This window comes from Streptomyces venezuelae, assembly GCF_008642275.1.
GTDB classification, from domain to species: domain Bacteria; phylum Actinomycetota; class Actinomycetes; order Streptomycetales; family Streptomycetaceae; genus Streptomyces; species Streptomyces venezuelae_E.
Genome location: NZ_CP029189.1, coordinates 2,614,477 through 2,633,787 on the forward strand (window position 1 = coordinate 2,614,477; position 19,311 = coordinate 2,633,787).

At 73.7% G+C, this 19,311-nt stretch carries 15 protein-coding genes; 11 read left to right on the plus strand and 4 right to left on the minus strand.

All coding sequences use genetic code 11. From position 1 onward, the window contains the following. The 9 genes from DEJ51_RS11205 to DEJ51_RS11245 all read left to right on the plus strand — a co-directional run bounded on the left by DEJ51_RS11205 (position 1) and on the right by DEJ51_RS11245 (position 13,183). The gene (locus DEJ51_RS11205; protein WP_150257469.1) at positions 1-1,266 is read left to right on the plus strand and encodes a 6-phospho-beta-glucosidase; all 1,266 of its coding nucleotides are present in this window, start codon (positions 1-3) and stop codon (positions 1,264-1,266) included. After that, entirely contained in the window at positions 1,257-2,246 is a 990-nt protein-coding gene (locus DEJ51_RS11210; protein ID WP_150257470.1) for an N-acetylglucosamine kinase, read from the plus strand. The genes DEJ51_RS11205 and DEJ51_RS11210 overlap by 10 nt, the downstream gene beginning before the upstream one ends. Positions 2,247-2,453: 207 nt before the next feature. Beyond that, positions 2,454-3,863, plus strand: coding sequence for a hypothetical protein (locus tag DEJ51_RS11215; RefSeq protein ID WP_411757300.1), 1,410 nt, complete (start codon positions 2,454-2,456; stop codon positions 3,861-3,863). A gap of 5 nt (positions 3,864-3,868) precedes the next feature. Continuing rightward, the gene (locus DEJ51_RS11220; protein WP_150257471.1) at positions 3,869-4,993 is read left to right on the plus strand and encodes a glutamate ABC transporter substrate-binding protein; all 1,125 of its coding nucleotides are present in this window, start codon (positions 3,869-3,871) and stop codon (positions 4,991-4,993) included. A gap of 104 nt (positions 4,994-5,097) precedes the next feature. Next, positions 5,098-6,387 (plus strand): hypothetical protein, encoded by a 1,290-nt coding sequence (locus tag DEJ51_RS11225; RefSeq protein WP_223836162.1) that lies wholly within the window; start codon positions 5,098-5,100, stop codon positions 6,385-6,387. After that, positions 6,384-9,182, plus strand: coding sequence for a serine/threonine-protein kinase (locus DEJ51_RS11230; protein WP_223835758.1), 2,799 nt, complete (start codon positions 6,384-6,386; stop codon positions 9,180-9,182). The genes DEJ51_RS11225 and DEJ51_RS11230 overlap by 4 nt, the downstream gene beginning before the upstream one ends. Before the next feature lie 3 nt (positions 9,183-9,185). Further along, positions 9,186-10,697: a protein phosphatase 2C domain-containing protein gene (locus DEJ51_RS11235; RefSeq protein WP_150257472.1), complete on the plus strand. Its 1,512-nt coding sequence runs from the start codon at positions 9,186-9,188 to the stop codon at positions 10,695-10,697. A 60-nt stretch (positions 10,698-10,757) separates the two neighbouring features. Continuing rightward, on the plus strand, positions 10,758-12,092 hold the full coding sequence (locus DEJ51_RS11240) for a VWA domain-containing protein (protein WP_150257473.1): 1,335 nt from the start codon (positions 10,758-10,760) through the stop codon (positions 12,090-12,092). Positions 12,093-12,139: 47 nt separating this feature from the next. Continuing rightward, complete coding sequence (locus tag DEJ51_RS11245; protein ID WP_150257474.1) at positions 12,140-13,183, plus strand: FHA domain-containing protein; 1,044 nt, start codon at positions 12,140-12,142, stop codon at positions 13,181-13,183. A gap of 13 nt (positions 13,184-13,196) precedes the next feature. Here the strand turns inward: DEJ51_RS11245 and DEJ51_RS11250 are convergent, their stop codons facing one another. Beyond that, positions 13,197-14,186: a methyltransferase domain-containing protein gene (locus tag DEJ51_RS11250; RefSeq protein ID WP_150257475.1), complete on the minus strand. Its 990-nt coding sequence runs from the start codon at positions 14,184-14,186 to the stop codon at positions 13,197-13,199. A gap of 102 nt (positions 14,187-14,288) precedes the next feature. On the opposite strand from DEJ51_RS11250, the gene DEJ51_RS11255 reads away from it, so the two are divergent. After that, positions 14,289-14,693, plus strand: a complete 405-nt coding sequence (locus DEJ51_RS11255; protein ID WP_150257476.1) for a globin — start codon at positions 14,289-14,291, stop codon at positions 14,691-14,693. Positions 14,694-14,745: 52 nt separating this feature from the next. Here DEJ51_RS11255 and DEJ51_RS11260 read toward each other — a convergent pair whose 3' ends face one another. Genes DEJ51_RS11260 through ettA form a run of 3 tightly spaced genes read right to left on the minus strand, consistent with a single transcriptional unit; the run spans position 14,746 to position 17,583 of the window. Beyond that, positions 14,746-15,462 carry a hypothetical protein gene (locus DEJ51_RS11260; RefSeq protein WP_150257477.1) on the minus strand — a complete coding sequence of 239 codons (717 nt, stop codon included), beginning with the start codon at positions 15,460-15,462 and terminating at the stop codon, positions 14,746-14,748. Next, positions 15,459-15,908 carry an acyl-CoA thioesterase gene (locus DEJ51_RS11265; RefSeq protein WP_150257478.1) on the minus strand — a complete coding sequence of 150 codons (450 nt, stop codon included), beginning with the start codon at positions 15,906-15,908 and terminating at the stop codon, positions 15,459-15,461. Before DEJ51_RS11265 ends, DEJ51_RS11260 begins: the two co-directional genes overlap by 4 nt. A gap of 10 nt (positions 15,909-15,918) precedes the next feature. After that, complete coding sequence (ettA, locus tag DEJ51_RS11270) at positions 15,919-17,583, minus strand: energy-dependent translational throttle protein EttA (protein WP_078658346.1); 1,665 nt, start codon at positions 17,581-17,583, stop codon at positions 15,919-15,921. Positions 17,584-17,850: 267 nt separating this feature from the next. Here ettA and DEJ51_RS11275 point away from each other — a divergent pair, with 267 nt between their 5' ends. After that, entirely contained in the window at positions 17,851-19,290 is a 1,440-nt protein-coding gene (locus DEJ51_RS11275) for an MFS transporter (protein ID WP_150257479.1), read from the plus strand. Positions 19,291-19,311: the final 21 nt, after the last annotated feature.

Sequence of the window (19,311 nt, forward strand, 5' to 3'; positions counted from 1 at the left end):
ATGAAACTCGCAGTGGTGGGCGGCGGTTCCACCTACACCCCCGAACTGGTCGACGGGTTCGCACGGCTGCGCGACACCCTGCCCGTCGAGGAGCTGGTGCTGATCGACCCGGCTACCGAACGCCTGGAGCTGATCGGCGGCCTGGCCCGGCGGATCTTCGCCCGGCAGGGCCACCCGGGCCGCGTCACCACCACCTCCGACCTCGACGCGGGCATCGCCGGGGCCGACGCGGTACTGCTCCAGCTGCGCGTCGGCGGACAGGCCGCCCGGCTGGGGGACGAGACCTGGCCGCTGGAGTGCGGCTGCGTCGGCCAGGAGACCACGGGCGCGGGCGGGCTCGCCAAGGCGCTGCGCACGGTCCCGGTGGTCCTCGACATCGCCGAGCGGGTCCGGCGGGCCAGCCCGGACGCGTGGATCATCGACTTCACCAATCCGGTCGGCATCGTCACCCGGGCCCTGCTGCGGGCCGGGCACAAGGCCGTCGGACTGTGCAACGTCGCCATCGGCCTCCAGCGGAAGTTCGCGGCCCTGCTGGACCTGGCACCGGCCGACATCCACCTGGACCACGTGGGCCTCAACCACCTCACCTGGGAGACGGGCGTGCGCCGGGGCGGCCCGGACGGCGAGGACCTCCTGCCGGGGCTGCTCACCGCGCACGGCGAGGCCGTCGCCGGGGACCTGCGGCTGCCGCGGGCGGTGCTGGACCGGCTCGGCGTCGTGCCCTCGTACTACCTGCGCTACTTCTACGCCCACGACGAGGTCGTCCGGGAACTCGGGACCAAGCCCTCGCGGGCCGCCGAGGTCGCGGCGATGGAACACGAACTGCTGGCCCTGTACGGGGATCCCACGCTCGACGAGAAGCCGGCGCTGCTGGCGAAGCGGGGCGGGGCCTTCTACTCCGAGGCCGCCGTGGACCTGGCCGCCTCCCTCCTCGGCGACGGCGGACCGGCCGTGCAGGTGGTCAACACGTACAACAACGGCACGCTGCCCTTCCTGCCGGACGACGCGGTGATCGAGGTGCAGGCCCGTGTCGACGGATCCGGCGCCTCCGCGCTGGCGGTGCCCCGGCTCGACCCGCTCTTCTCGGGGCTGATCTCGCACGTGAGCGCGTACGAGGACCTCGCGCTGGACGCGGCCCTGCGCGGCGGGCGCGAGCGGGTCTTCAAGGCGCTGCTGGCGCACCCGCTCATCGGGCAGTTCGACCTGGCCGAAGGGCTGACCGACCGGCTCCTCGCGCACAACAAGGAGCACCTGCCATGGGCGTGACCCTCCCCTCGGTACTGGCGATCGACGCGGGCAACAGCAAGACGGACGTGGCGCTCCTCGCCCCGGACGGCTCGGTGCTGTGCTCCGGCCAGGCCGGGGGCTTCCAGCCGCCGCGCACGGGGGTGGCCGCGGCGGTCGACGTGCTGGCCGAGGCGATGGCCGACGCCGGGCTGCGCGCGGACCCCGCGGCCGGGCCGTGGGCCGAACGGGTGTCGGCGTGCCTGGCCAACGCCGACTTCGCGGTGGAGGAACGGGAGCTGGCACGGGAGATCGAGCGCCGCGGCTGGGGCCGTGCGACGGCCGTGCACAACGACACCTTCGCGCTGCTGCGCTCCGGGCTGCCGACGGGCGCCGGCCCGTGCGGGGTCGCGGTGGTGTGCGGGGCGGGCATCAACTGCGTCGGGATGACCCCCGACGGGCGGACCGCGCGCTTCCCGGCGGTCGGGCGGATCTCCGGCGACTGGGGCGGCGGGGGCGGACTGGCCGAGGAGGCCCTGTGGTGCGCGGCCCGGGCCGAGGACGGCCGGGGCGGGCCGACGGAGCTGGCCCGGGCGCTGCCCGCGCACTTCGGCCACGCGTCCATGGCTTCGCTGATCGAGGCGATGCACCTGGGCCGGGTCCCGCTCGCGCGGCGGCACGAACTGACCCCGGTGCTGTTCGCGGTGGCGGCCGCCGGGGACCCGGTGGCGCTGTCGCTGGTGCACCGGCAGGCGGACGAGGTGACGGCCATGGCGTCGGTGGCGCTGGAACGCCTGGGCCTGCTGGAGCAGGAGGTACCGGTGGTGCTGGGCGGCAGCGTGCTGGCGGCCGGTCACCCGCAGCTCAACGACCGGATCGCGGCGGGCCTCGCCGAACGGGCTCCGCGCGCCCGGATCTCCGTGATCACGGCGCCGCCCGTGCTCGGTGCCGCCCTGCTGGGTCTGGACGCGCTCGGATCCGCTCCCCCGGCGTACCGGAAACTCCGTGCCCATTTCGGTTGAACCCGCCCCGGAAGTCCTCCGGTCTGGAACCGTGGCGGCCATACGGACGTATTGACGGTGAAGGGGCGACGAAGGGGGCCCCCAGGGACGGATCGCCCTGGATCCAGCACCGGGTGCTGTGGTCGACCGGCACTACGGCCATACTGCTGCGCAGGGGGTACCTCCCAGCGTCGGCTGGAGGACGACAGGACCGAGGGGGAGGTCACGGTGGCGATCACATCACGCGCGCCCGCGCCCGGGGGCGGTGGCTCCGTGCCGTCCGCCGGGCCGTCGGCGCCCACGCCCGGCGGGCCGCACCGGCGGGGCACCGCCTGGGCCGAGGGTGTGGAGCGGCTGCGTGAGGCGGCGACCACCGAACCGGGCCGGCTGCGGATCATCGGCGCGGTACTGGCCGCCCTGATCGTGCTGTTCGGCGCGGTGAGCGTCTGGGAGATCTCCGACCGGGCCGCGGCGGCCGACGACGTGGTGGGCCGCAGCCAGCCGCTGAGCGCGGACGCCGCGAGCATCTACCGCTCCCTGGCGGATGCCGACACGACCTCCTCCAGCGGGTTCCTCCTGGGGGCCCAGGAGCCGCGGGAGGTCCGCCAGCGGTACGAGAAGGACATCGCCAACGCCTCCAGGCTGCTGGTGAGCGCGGCCGCCAACACCGGCGGCAACGAGGACTCCCGCCGGCAGATCACCGTGCTGAGCGAGCAGCTCCCGCGCTACACCGGCCTGATCGAGCAGGCCCGGGCCACCAACCGGCAGGGTCTGCCGCTGGGCGGCGCCTACCTCCGCTACGCCAACGAGCAGATGACCACCCAGCTGCTGCCGGCCGCCCAGCGGCTGTACGAGTCGGAGACCAAGCGTCTCTACACGGACCACGACGACGCCCGGTCCTGGCCGCTGGCCTCGATCGCTCTGGGCCTGGTCGCGGTCGCCGCCCTGGTCTGGGCACAGCGGCGCAACTACCGTCACACGAACCGGGTCCTCAACCACGGACTGGTGGCCGCGACGGCCGCGTCGGTGGTGGTCCTGCTGTGGCTGGCCGTCGGGCAGGCGGTGGCGCGGTCCTCGCTGAGCGAGGCCCGGGCGGACGGGCAGGAGTCGATGAAGGTCCTCAACGACGCGCGGATCGCCTCCCTGCAGGCGCGGGCCGGTGAGAACCTGACGCTGATCGCGCGGGGCGCCGTACTGGCCGAGGACAAGAAGTCCGACAAGTACGACGTGGACTTCACCACCAACATGAAGCAGCTGGACGCCGGACTGGCGACCGCGCTGCGGCTCGCCGACGACGCGGCCGGCCGGGACCCCGTCGGCCGGGCCGCGGACGGCGTGAAGCAGTGGAAGCAGCGGCACGCGGCGGCCCGGGAGGCGGACTTGAAGGGGGACTACGAGGCCGCGCTGCCCCAGGTCGTCGGCGACGAGAAGCACAAGGAGAGCAGCGGCGCCGCCTTCGACACGGTCGACGCCTCCCTGGAACAGGCCGTCGCCCACGAGCAGCGGGAGTTCACCCGGGCCGCCCAGGACGGTCTCGGCGCGCTGGGCGGTCTGGTGACGGGTGCCGCGGTCCTGGTGGTCATCGGTGCGGGAGCGGCCCTGCTCGGCATCGGCCGCCGGCTTTCGGAGTACAGGTGAGCGCGATGCGGATACGGGCGAGGCGGGCCGCCGAAGGTCACGAGAACCACGAGAACCAGAGCCACGGGGGCCCTGAGGGCCGGACCGCCCGCCGGGCCCGGCGGGCGGCGGCCGCGGGCGCGGCCTCCGGCATCCGCCGCGCCGCGGGCCGGCTGCGCGGCTGGGGCGGGGTGAGCGCGATGGCACTCGCCTGCGCGACGACCGCCGCCGCCGTGCTGCTTCCGCTGGCCCACGCGACGCCCGACACGGGCCGGCCGGTGGTCCGCAGGCCCGCCTCGATGGCGGCGGCCCCGGCCACGCCGTGGACCCTCACCGACACCTGCCAGGACCCCGAGGCGAGCCTGCGCCCCTCCGACGTGGACGGGGCGGCCATCGCGCGGATCAAGGCGGCCGGCAAGCTCGTCGCCGGCGTGGACCAGAACAGCTTCCGCTGGGGCTACCGCAACCAGACCGCCGACGGCAGCCGCCTCGACGGCTTCGACATCGACCTGGTCAAGGCCATCGCCAAGGACATCCTCGGCGACGAGAACGCGGTCATCTACCGGGCCATCCCGACCAGTCAGCGCATCCCCGCCCTCCAGGAGGGCCGCGTCGACATCGTCGTCCGGACCATGACCATCAACTGCAAGCGGCTGGAGGACGTCGCCTTCTCGACGGCCTACTTCGAGGCCGGGCAGCAGGTGCTGGCGCCCAAGGGCTCGCCGATCACCGGGTACGACACCTCGCTGAAGGACCGGCGGATCTGCTTCGCGGCCGGTTCCACCGCGGAGACGGCCCTGAAGGCCCAGTCGTACGGCTCGGTGCCGGTCACCGTCGCCAACCAGCTGGACTGCCTGGTCCGGCTGCAGCTGGGCGAGGTCGACGGCATCATCACCGACAACGCCCTCGCGGCGGGCCAGGCCGCCCAGGACCCGTCGGTGCAGCTGGTGGGCTCGCCCTTCACCCGCGAGTTCTACGGGGTGGCGATGAACAAGGACGCGTCGGACCTGGTCCGCCGGGTCAACAAGGTGCTGGACAACTACCGTGCGGGTGGCGGTGACAGCCCCTGGATGAAGGCCTACCTCAAGCACCTGCAGCCCGTGCTGCCCGGCGTGACGGCGCCTCCGGCACCCAAGTACCGGGACGGCTGAGGCCCGTGACGGTTTCGGACACGGGACCGGGCGCGGGGCAGGATACGGGGACGGAGGCGGCGGCGGAAGCGGAGGCACAGTCGGTGGAGGCGGGGTCTGCAGTGATGGACCGGGACGGCGTCGACCGCGCCCTGGCCCGGCTGGGCGCTGAGCACGAGGCCGTCGAGACCTCGCTGCTCGCCCTCCAGGACCACGCGGGGCGCCGCCTGCTGGAGGGCGCCGCGCTCAGCGGGACCACCAAGGAGCGGTGGACGGCCGCCGACGCGGACATCACCCGGCTGTGGACGTACTTCGACGCCTACAGCGGGGCCCTGACCGCCGCCCGGGAGGTACGGGACCGGCGCCGCTGGCCGAACCGCGAGGACCTGATCGAGCTGACCGAGCGGCTGCGCGGGCCCGGGGTGCTGATCGCCGGGGCCGCCACCGAAGGCGTCGCACTGGCGGAACGGATCTCGCTCGCCGAGCTGGTGGCCCGGATGAACGGCCTGTACGCACGCTCGCTCGACGTGGTGGTCGCCGCCGACGCCGTGTGGTCGGCGCTGCCCGCCCGGATCGACCTGCTCGCCGCCGAGCTGCACCGAACCCGCTCGCTGGCCCACTCGGTGGGCGTGCGGCCGGGCGAGCACCCCTCCGGGGACGACCTGGAGGACATCACCGCCGAGCTGGCGGAGCTGCGCACACAGGTGATCGCGGACCCGCTGGCCTTCTGGCTGCCGGCGACGGGCAGCTCGGCGCCCGGCGGCGGCCGTCCGGACACCGGGCGCTACGACCGGGCCGCGCTCGCGCTGGAGGACGTACGCCGGGAGATCGAGGCCGTGCTGGACGTACGGCAGGACGCGGAGCAGCGGCTGATCGCCCTGCGGGACGTGCTCTCGCGGGCCGACCGGACCCTGGCGGAGGCGCGGACCGCTCGCGGCGAGGTGCTGGCGAAGATCGCCGCGTCCGAGGTGCCCGCGGTCAGCGGCCCGCCCACGGTGCTCCAGGAGCAGCTCGCGGCGGCTGCCGAGCACCGGCGCCAGGCCCGCTGGCACCGGCTCTCACCGCTGCTGGAATCGCTGGAGGAGCGCGCCGAGGAGGAACTGCGCAGGGCTCGTGAGTCGTTGACCGCCGTGACGGCGCCGCTGGCCGTCCGGGCCGAGCTGCGCGGGCGGCTCGACGCGTACAAGGCGAAGGTGGCGCGCCACGGAATGGCGGAGGACCCGCTGCTGATCGAGCGGTACGACACGGCCCGGCGGATGCTGTGGAGCGCGCCCTGCGACCTGCGGGCCGCCGAGCAGGCCGTCCTGCGCTACCAGCAGGCGACGGCGGAGTCGCTGAGGCCGCCCCAGGACCGGCCCGACGCACCGCGGCACGAGGAACAGCGGCCCGACGGGCCCAGGGAGGAGGACGCATGAGCCTGATCGGAACCGCGTGCGTTCGCCCCGGCTGCCCGGGGGCGTACGAGGACATGGGCGGCGGCGAGCTCTACTGCGACACCTGCGGACTCGCGCCGATCGGCTCGGTCGCGGCGGGCGCGGACGAGCTGGTGTCGCCGCCGACGGGGATGACGAGCGCGGCCCGGGGCTCCCTGGGCTCCGGCGGCACCCGGGGCTCGATGGGCTCGCAGGGCTCCCACGGCTCGGCACGGTCCTCGGCCTCGGCCCGGTCCTCCCGGTCCTCCTCCTCCCGCCGCTCGGTGTCGGGTCGGCTGTCCCGCTCGGTGTCGGGGACGACGTCCGCGCGTTCGGTGTCGGTGCGCAGTTCGGGCTCGGCGGCCTCGGGCCGCAGCCGGCTGGGCGCCGGGCTGGTCAACGTGCCGGAGGTGCCGCGCCCGAATCCCTCGACCGCGGTCCTGGAGAACCCTGAGGTGCCGGAGCGCAAGCGGTTCTGCTCGCGCTCGGACTGCGGGGCGCCGGTGGGCCGCTCCCGGGGCGACCGGCCGGGCCGGACGGAAGGGTTCTGCACGAAGTGCGGGCACCCGTACTCGTTCGTGCCCAAGCTGCGCTCCGGTGACGTGGTGCGCGGCCAGTACGAGGTGGCGGGCTGCCTCGCGCACGGCGGCCTCGGCTGGGTGTACCTGGCGGTGGACCGGGCGGTCGCGGACCGGTGGGTGGTGCTCAAGGGCCTCCTCGACACCGGGGACCAGGACGCGATGGAGGCCGCGATCTCGGAGCGGCGCTTCCTCGCGGAGATCGAGCACTCCAACATCGTGCGGATCTACAACTTCGTGGAGCACCTGGACCAGCGGACCGGTTCGCTGGACGGGTACATCGTCATGGAGTACGTCGGCGGCAAATCGCTGAAGGAGATCGCGAACGAGCGGCGACGGCCGGACGGGCGGCGCGACCCGCTGCCGGTGGAGCAGGCGTGCGCCTACGGCATCGAGGCGCTGGAGGCGCTCGGCCACCTGCACAGCAGGAACCTGCTGTACTGCGACTTCAAGGTCGACAACGCGATCCAGCAGCAGGACCAGCTGAAGCTGATCGACATGGGCGCGGTCCGGCGGATGGACGACGCGGAGTCGGCCATCTACGGCACGGTGGGCTACCAGGCGCCCGAGGTCGCGGAGCTGGGCCCCTCGGTCGCCTCGGACCTCTACACGGTGGCGCGGACGCTGGCCGTGCTGACCTTCGACTTCCAGGGCTACACGAACGTGTTCGTGGACTCGCTGCCGGACCCGGAGCACATCGAGGTGTTCCGGCGGTACGAGTCCTTCTACCGGCTGCTGGTCCGGGCCACCGACCCGGATCCGGGGCGCCGGTTCTCGTCCGCGCAGGAGATGGCGGACCAGCTGACGGGCGTGCTGCGGGAGGTGGTCGCCCTGCAGACGGGCCGGCCGCGGCCGCAGCTGTCGACCCTCTTCGGCCCGGAGTTGCGGGTTCCGGACACCCGGCTGTTCGCCGACGCGGCCGACCTGGTCGTCTCCCGGCTGGGCTGCCGGCCGATCGCCTCCCGGTGGAGCGGCGGACTGCTGGGGCTGACCGGCCGCCGCCGGGCCGAGGCCGGAGCGCACGCGCCCGGTGGCACCGCCCTGCCCCCGGTGCAGGGCGGTGCGGCCGCCGGTGGCACCCCGCCCGGTGGCACGCCCGTGCCCGGGGCGGCCGGCGGCGGCATGCCGGGTACGTGGGCCCCCGCGGCCGGCGGACCGGGGGCGGGGGCGGCCGGGATCGGGGCCACCGCCACTCGTGTGACGAGCGTGCCGGGGCCGCGGTCCGCTCCGCCCGCTCCGGTCCAGGGCGCGGGGACCGCACCCGTGTCCCTGTCCCCGGAGCCGTCCGCCGCGAGAGCGACGACCCTCGACGCACGCGACACCGCGCTGGCCCTGCCCGTACCGCTGGTGGACGCGGCGGACCCGAACGCCGGGTTCCTGACGGGGCTGCTGGCCTCCGCGCCGAACGACCTGCTGAGCGCCCTGGGCGCGGCGCCGGCCGACTCGGCCGAACTGCGGCTGCGGGAGCTGCGGGCCCGTCTGGAGCTGGGCGAACTGTCCGGAGCCGGGCACACCCTGGCGGATCTGGAGGCCCGGCATCCGGACGACTGGCGGGTGGTGTGGGCCCGTGGCATCGCCTCGCTGGCCACGGGTGACGACGAGATAGCGGCGCTGTCCTTCGACGCGATCTACGACGCCTTCCCCGGCGAGCCCGCGCCGAAGCTGGCCCTCGGACTGTGCGCGGAGGTGCTGGGGCAGCTGGACAACGCCGCCGAGTACTACCGCCTGGTGTGGATCACCGATCCGGGCTTCGTGAGCGCGGCCTTCGGGCTGGCCCGCGTCCAGCTGGCCGCCGGGGACCGGGACGCGGCCGTGCGCACGCTGGAGTCCGTACCCGAGGCGTCGATCCACTACACCGCCGCGCGGGTGGCAGCCGTACGCGCACGTCTGCGCGACCGGTCCCCGCAGGAGCCGCTGCTGGCCGACCTGGCGGCCGCCGCGGACCAGGTGGAGGCCCTGCGGCGGTTCGGACTGGACCCGGAGCGGCAGGAGCGGCTCCGGGCGGAGGTTCTGGGCTCGGCCCTGGACTGGGTACTGTCGGGTAGCCGGGGTTCCGACCCCGGCCGGACCTCGCTGCTCGGCAGTCAACTGGACGAGCGGGGCCTGCGCTTCGGACTGGAGCGCTCGTACCGCGTCCTCGCACGGCTGGCGCGGCGTGGCGAGGAGAGGATCGAACTGGTGGAGCGGGCAAACCGTTTCCGTCCCCGGACGTGGGTGTGAGTGATGTCGATGCATCGGCTGTCGGGCTGCCCCAGCTGCGCGGAACCCCTGGAGGAGGGTGACCGTTTCTGCGGCGTGTGCGGCTACGCCGTGAGCGCTCCTCCCCCCACCGCCGTGGACCAACCGACCCTGCCCATCCCGCAGGCGCCACCGGTACCGCCGGCCCGGCCGGCCGCCGCGGGCGGCTACGGGAGCCCGGCCCCGGCCCCCGGCGTCCCGCACGCCGCCGCCGAGCCCGCCCCGGGCTGGGGCAGCGTGGCCGCGGCCGCACCGACGCTGGTCGGCGACCCGGCCGCCTGGGCCACGGCCCCGGCCGAACCGGAGCCGGAAGCGGAACCGGAGCCGCGGCAGGGCCCGGCCGGGGTCACCTACGCGGCCTCCGGCCACGGGAACCCGTACGGCACCGGCACCCCGCCGGAAGGCACCTCGTGGGGCGCGGCGGAGCACCCGTACGGCGCCGCGGACGGCCCCGAGACCCGCCACGACCGGCCCGGGGGCGACCCCGGCGCGCCGGGGGACGGGACGCCCTGGGGCGCGGGCGAGGCCCCGTACGAGAACGCGCCCCCGTCCGGCGGACCGGCCGGCGGGAAGACCTGTGTCGCCTGCCGTGCCGGGCACGTCGACACCGACGGGTACTGCGAGCACTGCGGGCACGCGCAGCCCCGCGAGCGCGACCACATCGAAGAGGAGCTCGGGAGCGTCGCCGCCGTCACCGACCGGGGACTGCGCCACCACCGCAACGAGGACTCGTTCGCCGTGGCGGCCACCGCCCTGCCCGACGGCTCCACCGCCACCGTGGCCGTCGTCTGCGACGGCGTCTCCTCCGCCAGCCGCCCCGACGAGGCCTCGGCCGCCGCCGCCACGGCCGCCAACGAGGCGCTGCTCGAAGCGCTCCCGCGCGGCGCGCATCCCCAGGAGGCCATGCACGAGGCGATCCTGGCCGCCGCCGAGGCGGTGAACGCCCTGGCCCCGGAGACCCCCGGCGCGCAGAACGCCCCCGCCTGCACCCTGGTCGGCGCCGTCGTCAGCGGCGGGCTGCTGACCGTCGGGTGGGTGGGCGACAGCCGTGCCTACTGGGTCCCCGACGACCGTGCGGCGCTGCCCCGCCGTCTCACCGAGGACGACTCCTGGGCCGCCCAGATGGTCGCCGCCGGCCTGATGGGCGAGGCCGAGGCCTACGCGGACGTCCGCGCGCACGCCATCACGGGCTGGCTGGGAGCCGACGCCTACGACCTCGACCCGCACACCGCGACCTTCAAGCCCGACCACCCCGGGGTGGTGGTGATCTGCACCGACGGGCTGTGGAACTACGCGGAATCCGCGCGGGAGATGGCCCAGGTGGTACCCGCCGACGCCGCGACCCGCCCGCTGCACAGCGCCCAGGTGCTGGTGGGGTACGCGCTCGACGGCGGCGGGCACGACAACGTCACCGTGGCGGTCGTGCCGTTCGCCACGCACCCCGAGCAGGAACCGGGACCGGATGCGGAGCCGGGCCCGGCGGCAGGACCGGAATAGGAAGTGGAAGCGCGCCCGCAGGTCTGACCCGCCTGCCCGAGCCCCCTAGGAGTCCAACCGATGGCGAATTTCGCCAAGCCGAGTGCCCCGCGGTTCAGCGTGGAGGTGTACCAGAACGAGTTTCTCCCCGAGGGCGGACGGGACGTCCACGCCATCGTCACGGTGACCGCCACCGGCGGTGCCGCCGCCACGCGTGCGCCGGTGGCCGACGGCACGGCGGCCGTGGTGCTCATGGTCGACTGCTCCGGGTCCATGGAGTACCCGCCGGAGAAGATGCGCGGCGCCCGTGAGGCCACGGCGGCGGCCATCGACACCCTGCGCGACGGCACCGCCTTCGCCGTGATCGCCGGTACGCACGTGGCCAAGGAGGTCTACCCGGGCCAGGGCCGCCTGGCGCTCGCGGACGCGAGCACCCGTGCCCAGGCCAAGGAGGCCCTGCGCGGGCTGAGCTCCGGCGGCGGTACCGCGATCGGCACCTGGCTGCGTCTCGCCGACGGCCTGCTGCGCGGCTCCACCGCCGCCATACGGCACGGTGTCCTGCTCACCGACGGCCGCAACGAGCACGAGGAGCCGGCCGTGCTGCGCGCCACCCTCGACGCGTGCGCGGGCCGCTTCACCTGCGACGCCCGCGGGGTGGGCACCGACTGGGACGTCAAGGAGGTCACCGGGATCGCCCACGCGCTGCTCGGCACCGCCGACATCGTGGCCGACCCGGCCCATCTCGCCGAGGACTTCACGCGCATGATGGAGAACGTCATGGGCAAGGAGGTCGCGGACGTCGCGCTGCGCCTGTGGACCCCGGTCGGCGTGGAGATCCAGTACGTGAAGCAGGTGGCTCCGGTCCTCCAGGACCTGACCGGCCGCCGCACCGAGGCGGGCCCGCGCGCCGGTGACTATCCGACCGGGTCGTGGGGCGACGAGTCCCGCGAGTACCACGTGTGCGTCCGCGTCCCGACGGCCACCGTGGGCCAGGAGATGCTCGCCGCCCGCGCCACGCTGGTCCTGCCGGGAGCGGCGGGCGGGCCGGACGGGAAACCGGCGGTGCTGGCCCAGGGCCTGGTCCGCGCGGTGTGGACGAACGATCTGGCGGCGTCCACCGCCATCAACGCGCAGGTCGCCCACTACACCGGGCAGGCGGAGCTGGCCGAGGCTATCCAGCAGGGCCTGGAAGCCCGCAAAATGGGCGATGTCGGTGGTGCCACGGCCAAGCTGGGGCGTGCGGTACAACTGGCGAGTTCCTCCGGAAACGCCGACACAGCACGACTCCTGGCGAAGGTGGTGGATGTGGTGGATGCGGTGGCGGGTACTGTGCGGCTGAAAGCGAAGGTCGCCGATGCCGACGAGATGACTCTCGACACGCGTTCGACGCAGACCGTCCGAGTGAAGAAGACCTGAGAAGACCTGACGTGATGACGCAGGGAGAAGAAGGGGGAAGCGCCGCCATGCCGACCTGCCCGAACGGGCACCAGTCCGCGTCCGACGACTGGTGCGAGGTCTGCGGCCACCGCATGGCTGCCTCGGAGGGCCCGCCTCCGGTGCCGTCCTACGGCTACGGCTTCCCCCCGACCGCCGGTGAACCGACGGCCCAGGCAGAGCTCTGCCCGCAGTGCCGGACCCCGCGCGAGGCCATGGCCCCGTTCTGCGAGGAATGCCGCTACAACTTCCTCACCCGTACGCCGACTTCGTACGCCCCGCCGGCCCCGGAGCCGGGGTCACAGGCGACGGGTGCCGGTGCCGGTGGTGGCGGTGTCGGCGGTCCCGGAGGCCGCGGTACGCCTCCGCCGCCCGTGCCCGCTCCCGGGGCCTACTCCCAGGACCACTTCGAGTACCAGGGCTCGCGGCCGTCCCGGGTCAACCGTCCGGCCGAGCCGCTGCAGCGCGAGGACGACTGGCTGCTGCCGCCTCCCGTGCACGAGTCGCCACTGGAGTACCAGCAGGCCCCGCAGCCCCAGTACCAGCAGCAGCCCCCGCCGCAACAGCGGGAGTACCAGCAGGAGTACCAGCAGCAGGGACCGCCGCCGCAGCCCCAGTACCAGCAGCAGGCGCCGCAGCAGCACCAGCCCTTCCCGCCCCAGGGCGGGGGCGCCTGGAACGCGACGATCGCTCCCGACCGCTCGTACTTCATGGCGATGATGCAGCGCAGCGGCCCCGAGGCCGCCGGGCTGAACCTGCCCGCCTACTCCCCGGAGCAGCACCTTCCGCTGTCGGGCGGCCAGATCACCATCGGCCGCCGCCGCGCCTCCACGGGCGAGTCCCCCGACATCGACCTGTCGGTGCCCCCGGAGGACCCGGGCGTCTCCCACCAGCACGCGGTGCTGGTCCAGCAGCCCGACCTCAGCTGGGCGGTGGTGGACCAGAACTCCACCAACGGCACCACGATCAACGGCGGCGAGGAGCCGATCCAGCCCTACGTCCCGGTCCCCCTCGCCGACGGCGACCGCGTCCACGTCGGAGCCTGGACGACGATCACGATCCGCCGCGGCTGACCCGGCCCTCGGTTCACCCCTCCCCCAGGGGCCACACGTACGGCCCCTGGGGATCGTCGAGCCACGACCACTGGCCCTCGGTGGTGACCGAGACGCCGAAGCGCTCCCGGGCCGGGCGGCCTTCGCTGCGCCACAGGTCCAGGGCCTCGCGGGGGTGCAGTACGCCCGCGGTCAGGACGAGCATGAACTGGAACCGCTCGTTCTCCACCAGCTCGTACGGAAGCCCGTGCTCCGAGACGGCGGGGGCGGGCTGCGGGGCGGCCGTGGCCCCGCGCAGCGGGACGAAGTACGCCGAGGTGTGCAGGAAGTTGCCCTCGGCGAAGCCGGCGTCCCGGACGGTCAGCGCGATCAGGCCGGTCGACAGCGGCGCCAGGATCCGCGCCCCCGGCCGGCACTGGCCGAGCCAGGCGTCCGGGATGAGCGGCAGCGTGCAGGTCACGATGATCCGGTCGAACGGGGCCCGGGCGGGGCAGCCGCGCGCCCCGTCCCCGGTGACCACCACCGGGTGGTGACCGAGCTCGGCCAGGTGCGCCCGCGCGGACTCGGTGATCTCCTCGTCCAGGTCCACGGTGGTGACGTGCTCCTCGCCGAGCCGGTGACAGAGGAGGGCCGCGTTGTAGCCGGTGCCCGCGCCGATCTCCAGGACGTCGTCGCCGTCGCGCACGTCCAGGGCGGCCAGCATCTTCGCCATCAGGGAGGGCTGGCTGCTGGAGGAGACCTGCAGGCCGTCGCGCATCCGTGTCGCCAGCGGGGTGTCGACGTAGACCCCGCGCAGCCAGCGGGCCCGGCGTTCGGGGTCCGGGTCCTGCGCCCAGAGCCGCTCGTGGCCGGCGCCGCGGCCGGTCCAGAAGTACGGGACGAACACGTGCCGGGGCACGGCCGCGAAGGCCGCCCGCCAGCGCGGGTCCTCCAGCACCCCGGCGGCGGTCAGCTCCCGGACCTGGGCGGCGTGCGCCGTTTCCCGCAGGTCCCGTGTCGCGGTGTGCGTGGTGTGTGCGGCCATGCCTCCACTGTCCTGCGCCGGGCCCCCGCGTGCGAGCGCGCGGCCCCGGGGGATGGTCCTAGGACCTCGGTCCTGGATCCGGGCGTCTGAGACGATGGTCGGGTGAATGAGATTCCGCGGGGCACGCTTGACGAGCAGACCTTCTACGAGCAGGTGGGCGGCGAGGACACCTTCCGCCGTCTCGTCCGGCGCTTCTACGAGGGCGTCGCCGAGGACCCGCTGCTGCGCCCGATGTACCCGGAGGAGGACCTGGGCCCCGCCGAGGAGCGGTTCGCGCTGTTCCTGATGCAGTACTGGGGTGGCCCGACCACCTACAGCCAGCACCGCGGCCACCCGCGCCTGCGGATGCGGCACGCGCCGTTCCAGGTGGACGCGGCCGCCCACGACGCGTGGCTCAGGCACATGCGGGTCGCGCTGGACGAACTGGGCCTGGCGCCGGAGCACGAGGCGCAGCTGTGGAAGTACCTGACCTACGCCGCCGCCTCGATGATCAACACGGCGGGCTGAGGGACGTTCCGCGGGATCGGCCCCCTCGCGGGGCCGGACCCGGTCGGGCCGGTCAGACCGGCCGGACCTGGAGTGCGCCCAGGCCGCCGGTGACGCCGGGGCGGCGCATGGCGACGGATCCGTACGGGGTGCGCAGCCGCAGCCAGGTCCCGGCGGCGAGCAGCGCCACGGGGGCGGGGGCGCCGGGCAGGGGCGCGGCGGGCGCGGGCACGGCGGCCCGGACCGGCCGCAGGAAGCCCAGGGACTGCGCGGCGTGTACGGCGCGCAGCGGGAGCTCGGTGTCACCCAGGGTGCGGGACCAGATCTCGCGGCCGATGCGGTCGCGCTCGGACCGGGTCCGGTGCTGCACGGGCAGGGCCTCGTCCCGGGCCCGGAACTCGGCGACGGCGGCGGCCACGGCCGCTCCCATCGCTTCGGGGCCGGGCAGCCCGGGAACCTGCCGCCAGCCGCCGCGGGGCGGGAGCACGCCCGCCCAGGGCGGTCCGGTGACCGGCCCGGGCACGGTGGCCTCGGCCGAGGCCTCGTCCACGGACTCCAGCAGCTCGCCGGCGGACACCGTCAGGTCCAGGGGCATCGTGACGGGTGCGGCGAGCCGCACCGTGCGGATGGCCAGGATGTCGAAGGACGGCGGCCGTCCGAAGACCGCGAGCGCGCCGCCGCCCGCCTGGAGGCGTACGGCGGCGGCGCGGTCGTAGTGCACCAGCCGGCCCAGGAAGGCGGCGAGGTCCGCCGCCTCCCCGGAATCGGCGAAGCGCAGCTGGTCGCTCATGCCGCGATGGCCTCGGTACGCGGCTCGTCGAGGTACTCCTCCAGGAAGTGCCTCTCCTCGGCCGTGATGCGGCGGGGCCGCCCCTCGGCGAGGTTGTAGGGCACGACCACGGTCTCGGCGCGCACGTAGACCGTCTCGGGCGCGTCCTCGGTCGCCTCGTCCTTGACCTCGTAGCGGATGGTCAGGGACGCGGCGCCTATCCGGGTCACCCAGGACTCGATGAGCACCGGCTCGTGACGGTGCACGAGGGGCAGCTTGTAGTCGATCTCGTGACGGGCCACGACGGACCCGCCCGTGAAGGACTCACTGCCCTCCCCCGGTGCCAGGCGGAACATGAAGTCGATCCGCGCCTCCTCCAGGTAACGGAGGAAGACGACGTTGTTGACGTGCCCGAAGGCATCCATGTCCGCCCAGCGGAGGGGGCACCGGTAGTGGTGTCTGGCCATGACGGCGACCTCAGCCTCGGGTGAGCTTCTTGTAGGTGGCGCGGTGCGGACGGGTCGCGTCCGGGCCGAGCCGCTCGATCTTGTTCTTCTCGTAGGACTCGAAGTTGCCCTCGAACCAGAACCACTTCGAGTCACCCTCGTAGGCGAGGATGTGCGTGGCCACCCGGTCCAGGAACCAGCGGTCGTGGGAGACGACCACGGCCGCACCGGGGAACTCCAGCAGCGCGTTCTCCAGCGAGCCCAGGGTCTCGACGTCGAGGTCGTTGGTGGGCTCGTCGAGGAGCAGCAGGTTGCCGCCCTGCTTGAGGGTGAGCGCGAGGTTCAGGCGGTTGCGCTCACCACCGGAGAGCACGCCGGCCGGCTTCTGCTGGTCCGGGCCCTTGAAGCCGAAGGCGCTGACGTACGCACGGGACGGCATCTCGACGTTTCCGACGTTGATGTAGTCCAGCTCGTCGGACACGACCGCCCAGAGGGTCTTCTTGGGGTCGATGTTGGCGCGGCCCTGGTCGACGTACGAGATCTTGACGGTCTCGCCGACCTTGATCTCGCCGGAGTCCGGCTTCTCCAGGCCCTGGATCATCTTGAAGAGCGTGGTCTTGCCGGCGCCGTTGGGGCCGATGATGCCGACGATGCCGTTGCGCGGCAGCGTGAAGGACAGGTCGTCGATGAGGACCTTGTCACCGAACGCCTTGGAGAGGTTGTTGACCTCGACCACGATCGAGCCCAGACGCGGGCCCGGCGGGATCTGGATCTCCTCGAAGTCCAGCTTGCGCATCTTGTCGGCCTCGGCCGCCATCTCCTCGTAGCGGGCGAGGCGGGCCTTGGACTTGGCCTGGCGGCCCTTGGCGTTGGAGCGGACCCACTCCAGCTCTTCCTTGAGGCGCTTGGCGCGCTTCTCGTCCTTCTTGCCCTCGACCTTGAGGCGCTCGGCCTTCTTCTCCAGGTAGGTGGAGTAATTGCCCTCGTAGGGGTGCGCGCGGCCGCGGTCGAGTTCGAGGATCCACTCGGCGACGTTGTCGAGGAAGTAGCGGTCGTGGGTGACGGCCACGACGGCGCCCTTGTACTGGGCCAGGTGCTGCTCCAGCCAGTTCACGGACTCGGCGTCGAGGTGGTTGGTGGGCTCGTCGAGGAGCAGCAGGTCGGGGGCCTCCAGCAGCAGCTTGCAGAGGGCCACGCGGCGCTTCTCACCACCGGAGAGGTTGGTGACGGGCCAGTCGCCGGGCGGGCAGCCCAGGGCGTCCATGGCCTGCTCCAGCTGGGCGTCGAGGTCCCACGCGTTGGCGTGGTCCAGGTCGTCCTGGAGCTTGCCCATCTCCTCCATCAGCTCGTCGGTGTAGTTCGTCGCCATTTCCTCGGCGATCGCGTTGAACCGGTTGAGCTTCTGCTTGATCGGGCCGACGCCGTCCTCGACGTTCTCCAGGACGGTCTTGGACTCGTCGAGCTTCGGCTCCTGCATGAGGATGCCGACGGAGTAGCCGGGCGAGAGGAAGGCGTCGCCGTTCGACGGCTGCTCGATGCCCGCCATGATCTTCAGAACGGTGGACTTACCGGCACCGTTCGGACCGACCACACCGATCTTCGCGCCGGGCAGGAAGTTCAGGAAGACGTCGTCAAGGATGACCTTGTCGCCGTGTGCCTTGCGCGTCTTGCGCATGGTGTAGATGAACTCAGCCAAGAGAAACCGTCCGGCAGATCGATGATGGGCAGATACACCCCATCTTGCCGTACGTCCATACCCGCGGGCGAATGGGTAGGTCAGGAACCCCGACCTGCGGTGCGACCGGAGGAGGAGCCCAACTCTGCGGTCGCCATCGGTCGTCACCGGCGGACCGCGGCCCGGGCCCGGGCTGCGGGGTCGCACGGGTCGTGTGAACCTGCCTGTGTGGACTTCCGGACGGGTGACGCGGTACCCGGAGACGGCGGCCGGCCTGCGCCTGCGGCCGTGCTGATCGCGACGTGCGTCTCGACACTGGTCGTCAACGCGAACACCTCGGCGGTGAGCATCCTGCTTCCGGCGATCAGCGCGGACACCGGTACGTCGCTGGACACCCTGCAGTGGGCCGTCACCGGGTACTCGCTGGTGGGCGCGGCGGTGATCGTCACCTCGGGGGCTCTCGGGGACGTGTTCGGACGGCGGCTGGTCTTCCTGGGCGGCCTGGCCCTGTTCATCGTCTCCTGCGTGCTGATCGCGCTGTCCGGCAGTGGCGCGGGAGTGATCGCGGGCCGGGCGGTCCAGGGGGCTGCCGGGGCGACGATCCTCGCGTGCGGCATGAGTCTGCTGTCCGTCTCGACCTCGGGGGCGGGCCAGGTACGGGCGGTGACGCTGTGGGGCGGTGCCTCGGCGGTGGGTGCCGCGGCCGGGCCGCTGGTCGGCGGCGTGCTGGTGGACGACACGGGATGGCAGGGTCTGTTCTGGATCGACGCGGCGATCGCCCTGGCCTGTGTGCCCGTCACGCTGAGGGGAGTCGCCGAGTCCCGCGACCCGGAGCGCAGCCGCTCGATCGACTTCGCGGGGACCGTGCTGATCGCCGCCGTCCTCGCTCCCGCGCTGCTGGCGCTCAGCGAGGGTGCGCAGTGGGGCTGGACGTCGGCCGAGGTACTGGGGTGCTTCGCGCTGGCACTGGTGTCGGCTATCGCGTTCGTCGCGGTGGAGCGCAGGGTCGAAGCTCCGCTGGTCGACCTGCGGCTGCTGAAGGACCGCGTCCTGATCGGAGCGACGGTCGGCATCCTGCTGAGCGCGGGCGTGATCAACGGTCTGATGTACCTGCTGAGCCTGTACTTCCAGAACCCCGCCACCCTCGCCCTGAGCCCGCTGGAGGCGGGACTGGCCACGCTGCCCGCGACGGTGGGCCTGATCGCGATCACGCCGCTCGTGCCGCGGGCGGTCCAGTGGGTGGGCATCGGCCCGGTGATCGCCCTCGGCTTCGCGGCGGCGACGGCCGGTTGCGTGCTGCTGGTGTTCGTCCAGGGCGACTGGCGGTACGCGGCGTTCGTCCTGCCGCTCGTGCTCCTGGCCGCCGGCCTGGGACTCGTCAACGGTCCGGCGAGTTCGGCGTCCACCTCGTCGGTGTCCGCCGACGACGTCGGAGCGGCGTCCGGCATCTCGAACATGGCGCGGTACATCGGCGCGGCCGCGTTCACGGCGGCCGTGGCGACGGTCAACGCGACGGTGGGCGCATCGCGGCGCTCGGGCGGGGAGTCGGCGGCGGACGCCCTGGCTGCGGGCCTGTCCGGCGCGTGCCTGCTGCTCGCGATCGCGTCCGGGGTGGGCATGCTCCTCTCCGTCCTGGCGATCCGCGCCCGCCGCCGCCGGGTCGGGCCCGGGGCCTACGGGGCCGCTGCCGCCTCGCACGCCCACACCGTCTCCGTCTCGGGCCGGTGAACGCCGCGGCCCGCAGCGCCT

What these genes read in the sequence shown, in the direction of transcription:
- DEJ51_RS11260 (WP_150257477.1), bottom strand. Translation starts at nt 15,462, where the DNA reads ATGAGCGACCAGCTGCGCTTCGCCGATTCCGGGGAGGCGGCGGACCTC.
- DEJ51_RS11205 (WP_150257469.1), top strand. Translation starts at nt 1, where the DNA reads ATGAAACTCGCAGTGGTGGGCGGCGGTTCCACCTACACCCCCGAACTG.
- DEJ51_RS11225 (WP_223836162.1), top strand. Translation starts at nt 5,098, where the DNA reads ATGGACCGGGACGGCGTCGACCGCGCCCTGGCCCGGCTGGGCGCTGAG.
- DEJ51_RS11210 (WP_150257470.1), top strand. Translation starts at nt 1,257, where the DNA reads ATGGGCGTGACCCTCCCCTCGGTACTGGCGATCGACGCGGGCAACAGC.
- DEJ51_RS11235 (WP_150257472.1), top strand. Translation starts at nt 9,186, where the DNA reads ATGTCGATGCATCGGCTGTCGGGCTGCCCCAGCTGCGCGGAACCCCTG.
- DEJ51_RS11230 (WP_223835758.1), top strand. Translation starts at nt 6,384, where the DNA reads ATGAGCCTGATCGGAACCGCGTGCGTTCGCCCCGGCTGCCCGGGGGCG.
- DEJ51_RS11250 (WP_150257475.1), bottom strand. Translation starts at nt 14,186, where the DNA reads ATGGCCGCACACACCACGCACACCGCGACACGGGACCTGCGGGAAACG.
- DEJ51_RS11220 (WP_150257471.1), top strand. Translation starts at nt 3,869, where the DNA reads ATGCGGATACGGGCGAGGCGGGCCGCCGAAGGTCACGAGAACCACGAG.
- DEJ51_RS11240 (WP_150257473.1), top strand. Translation starts at nt 10,758, where the DNA reads ATGGCGAATTTCGCCAAGCCGAGTGCCCCGCGGTTCAGCGTGGAGGTG.
- DEJ51_RS11245 (WP_150257474.1), top strand. Translation starts at nt 12,140, where the DNA reads ATGCCGACCTGCCCGAACGGGCACCAGTCCGCGTCCGACGACTGGTGC.
- DEJ51_RS11265 (WP_150257478.1), bottom strand. Translation starts at nt 15,908, where the DNA reads ATGGCCAGACACCACTACCGGTGCCCCCTCCGCTGGGCGGACATGGAT.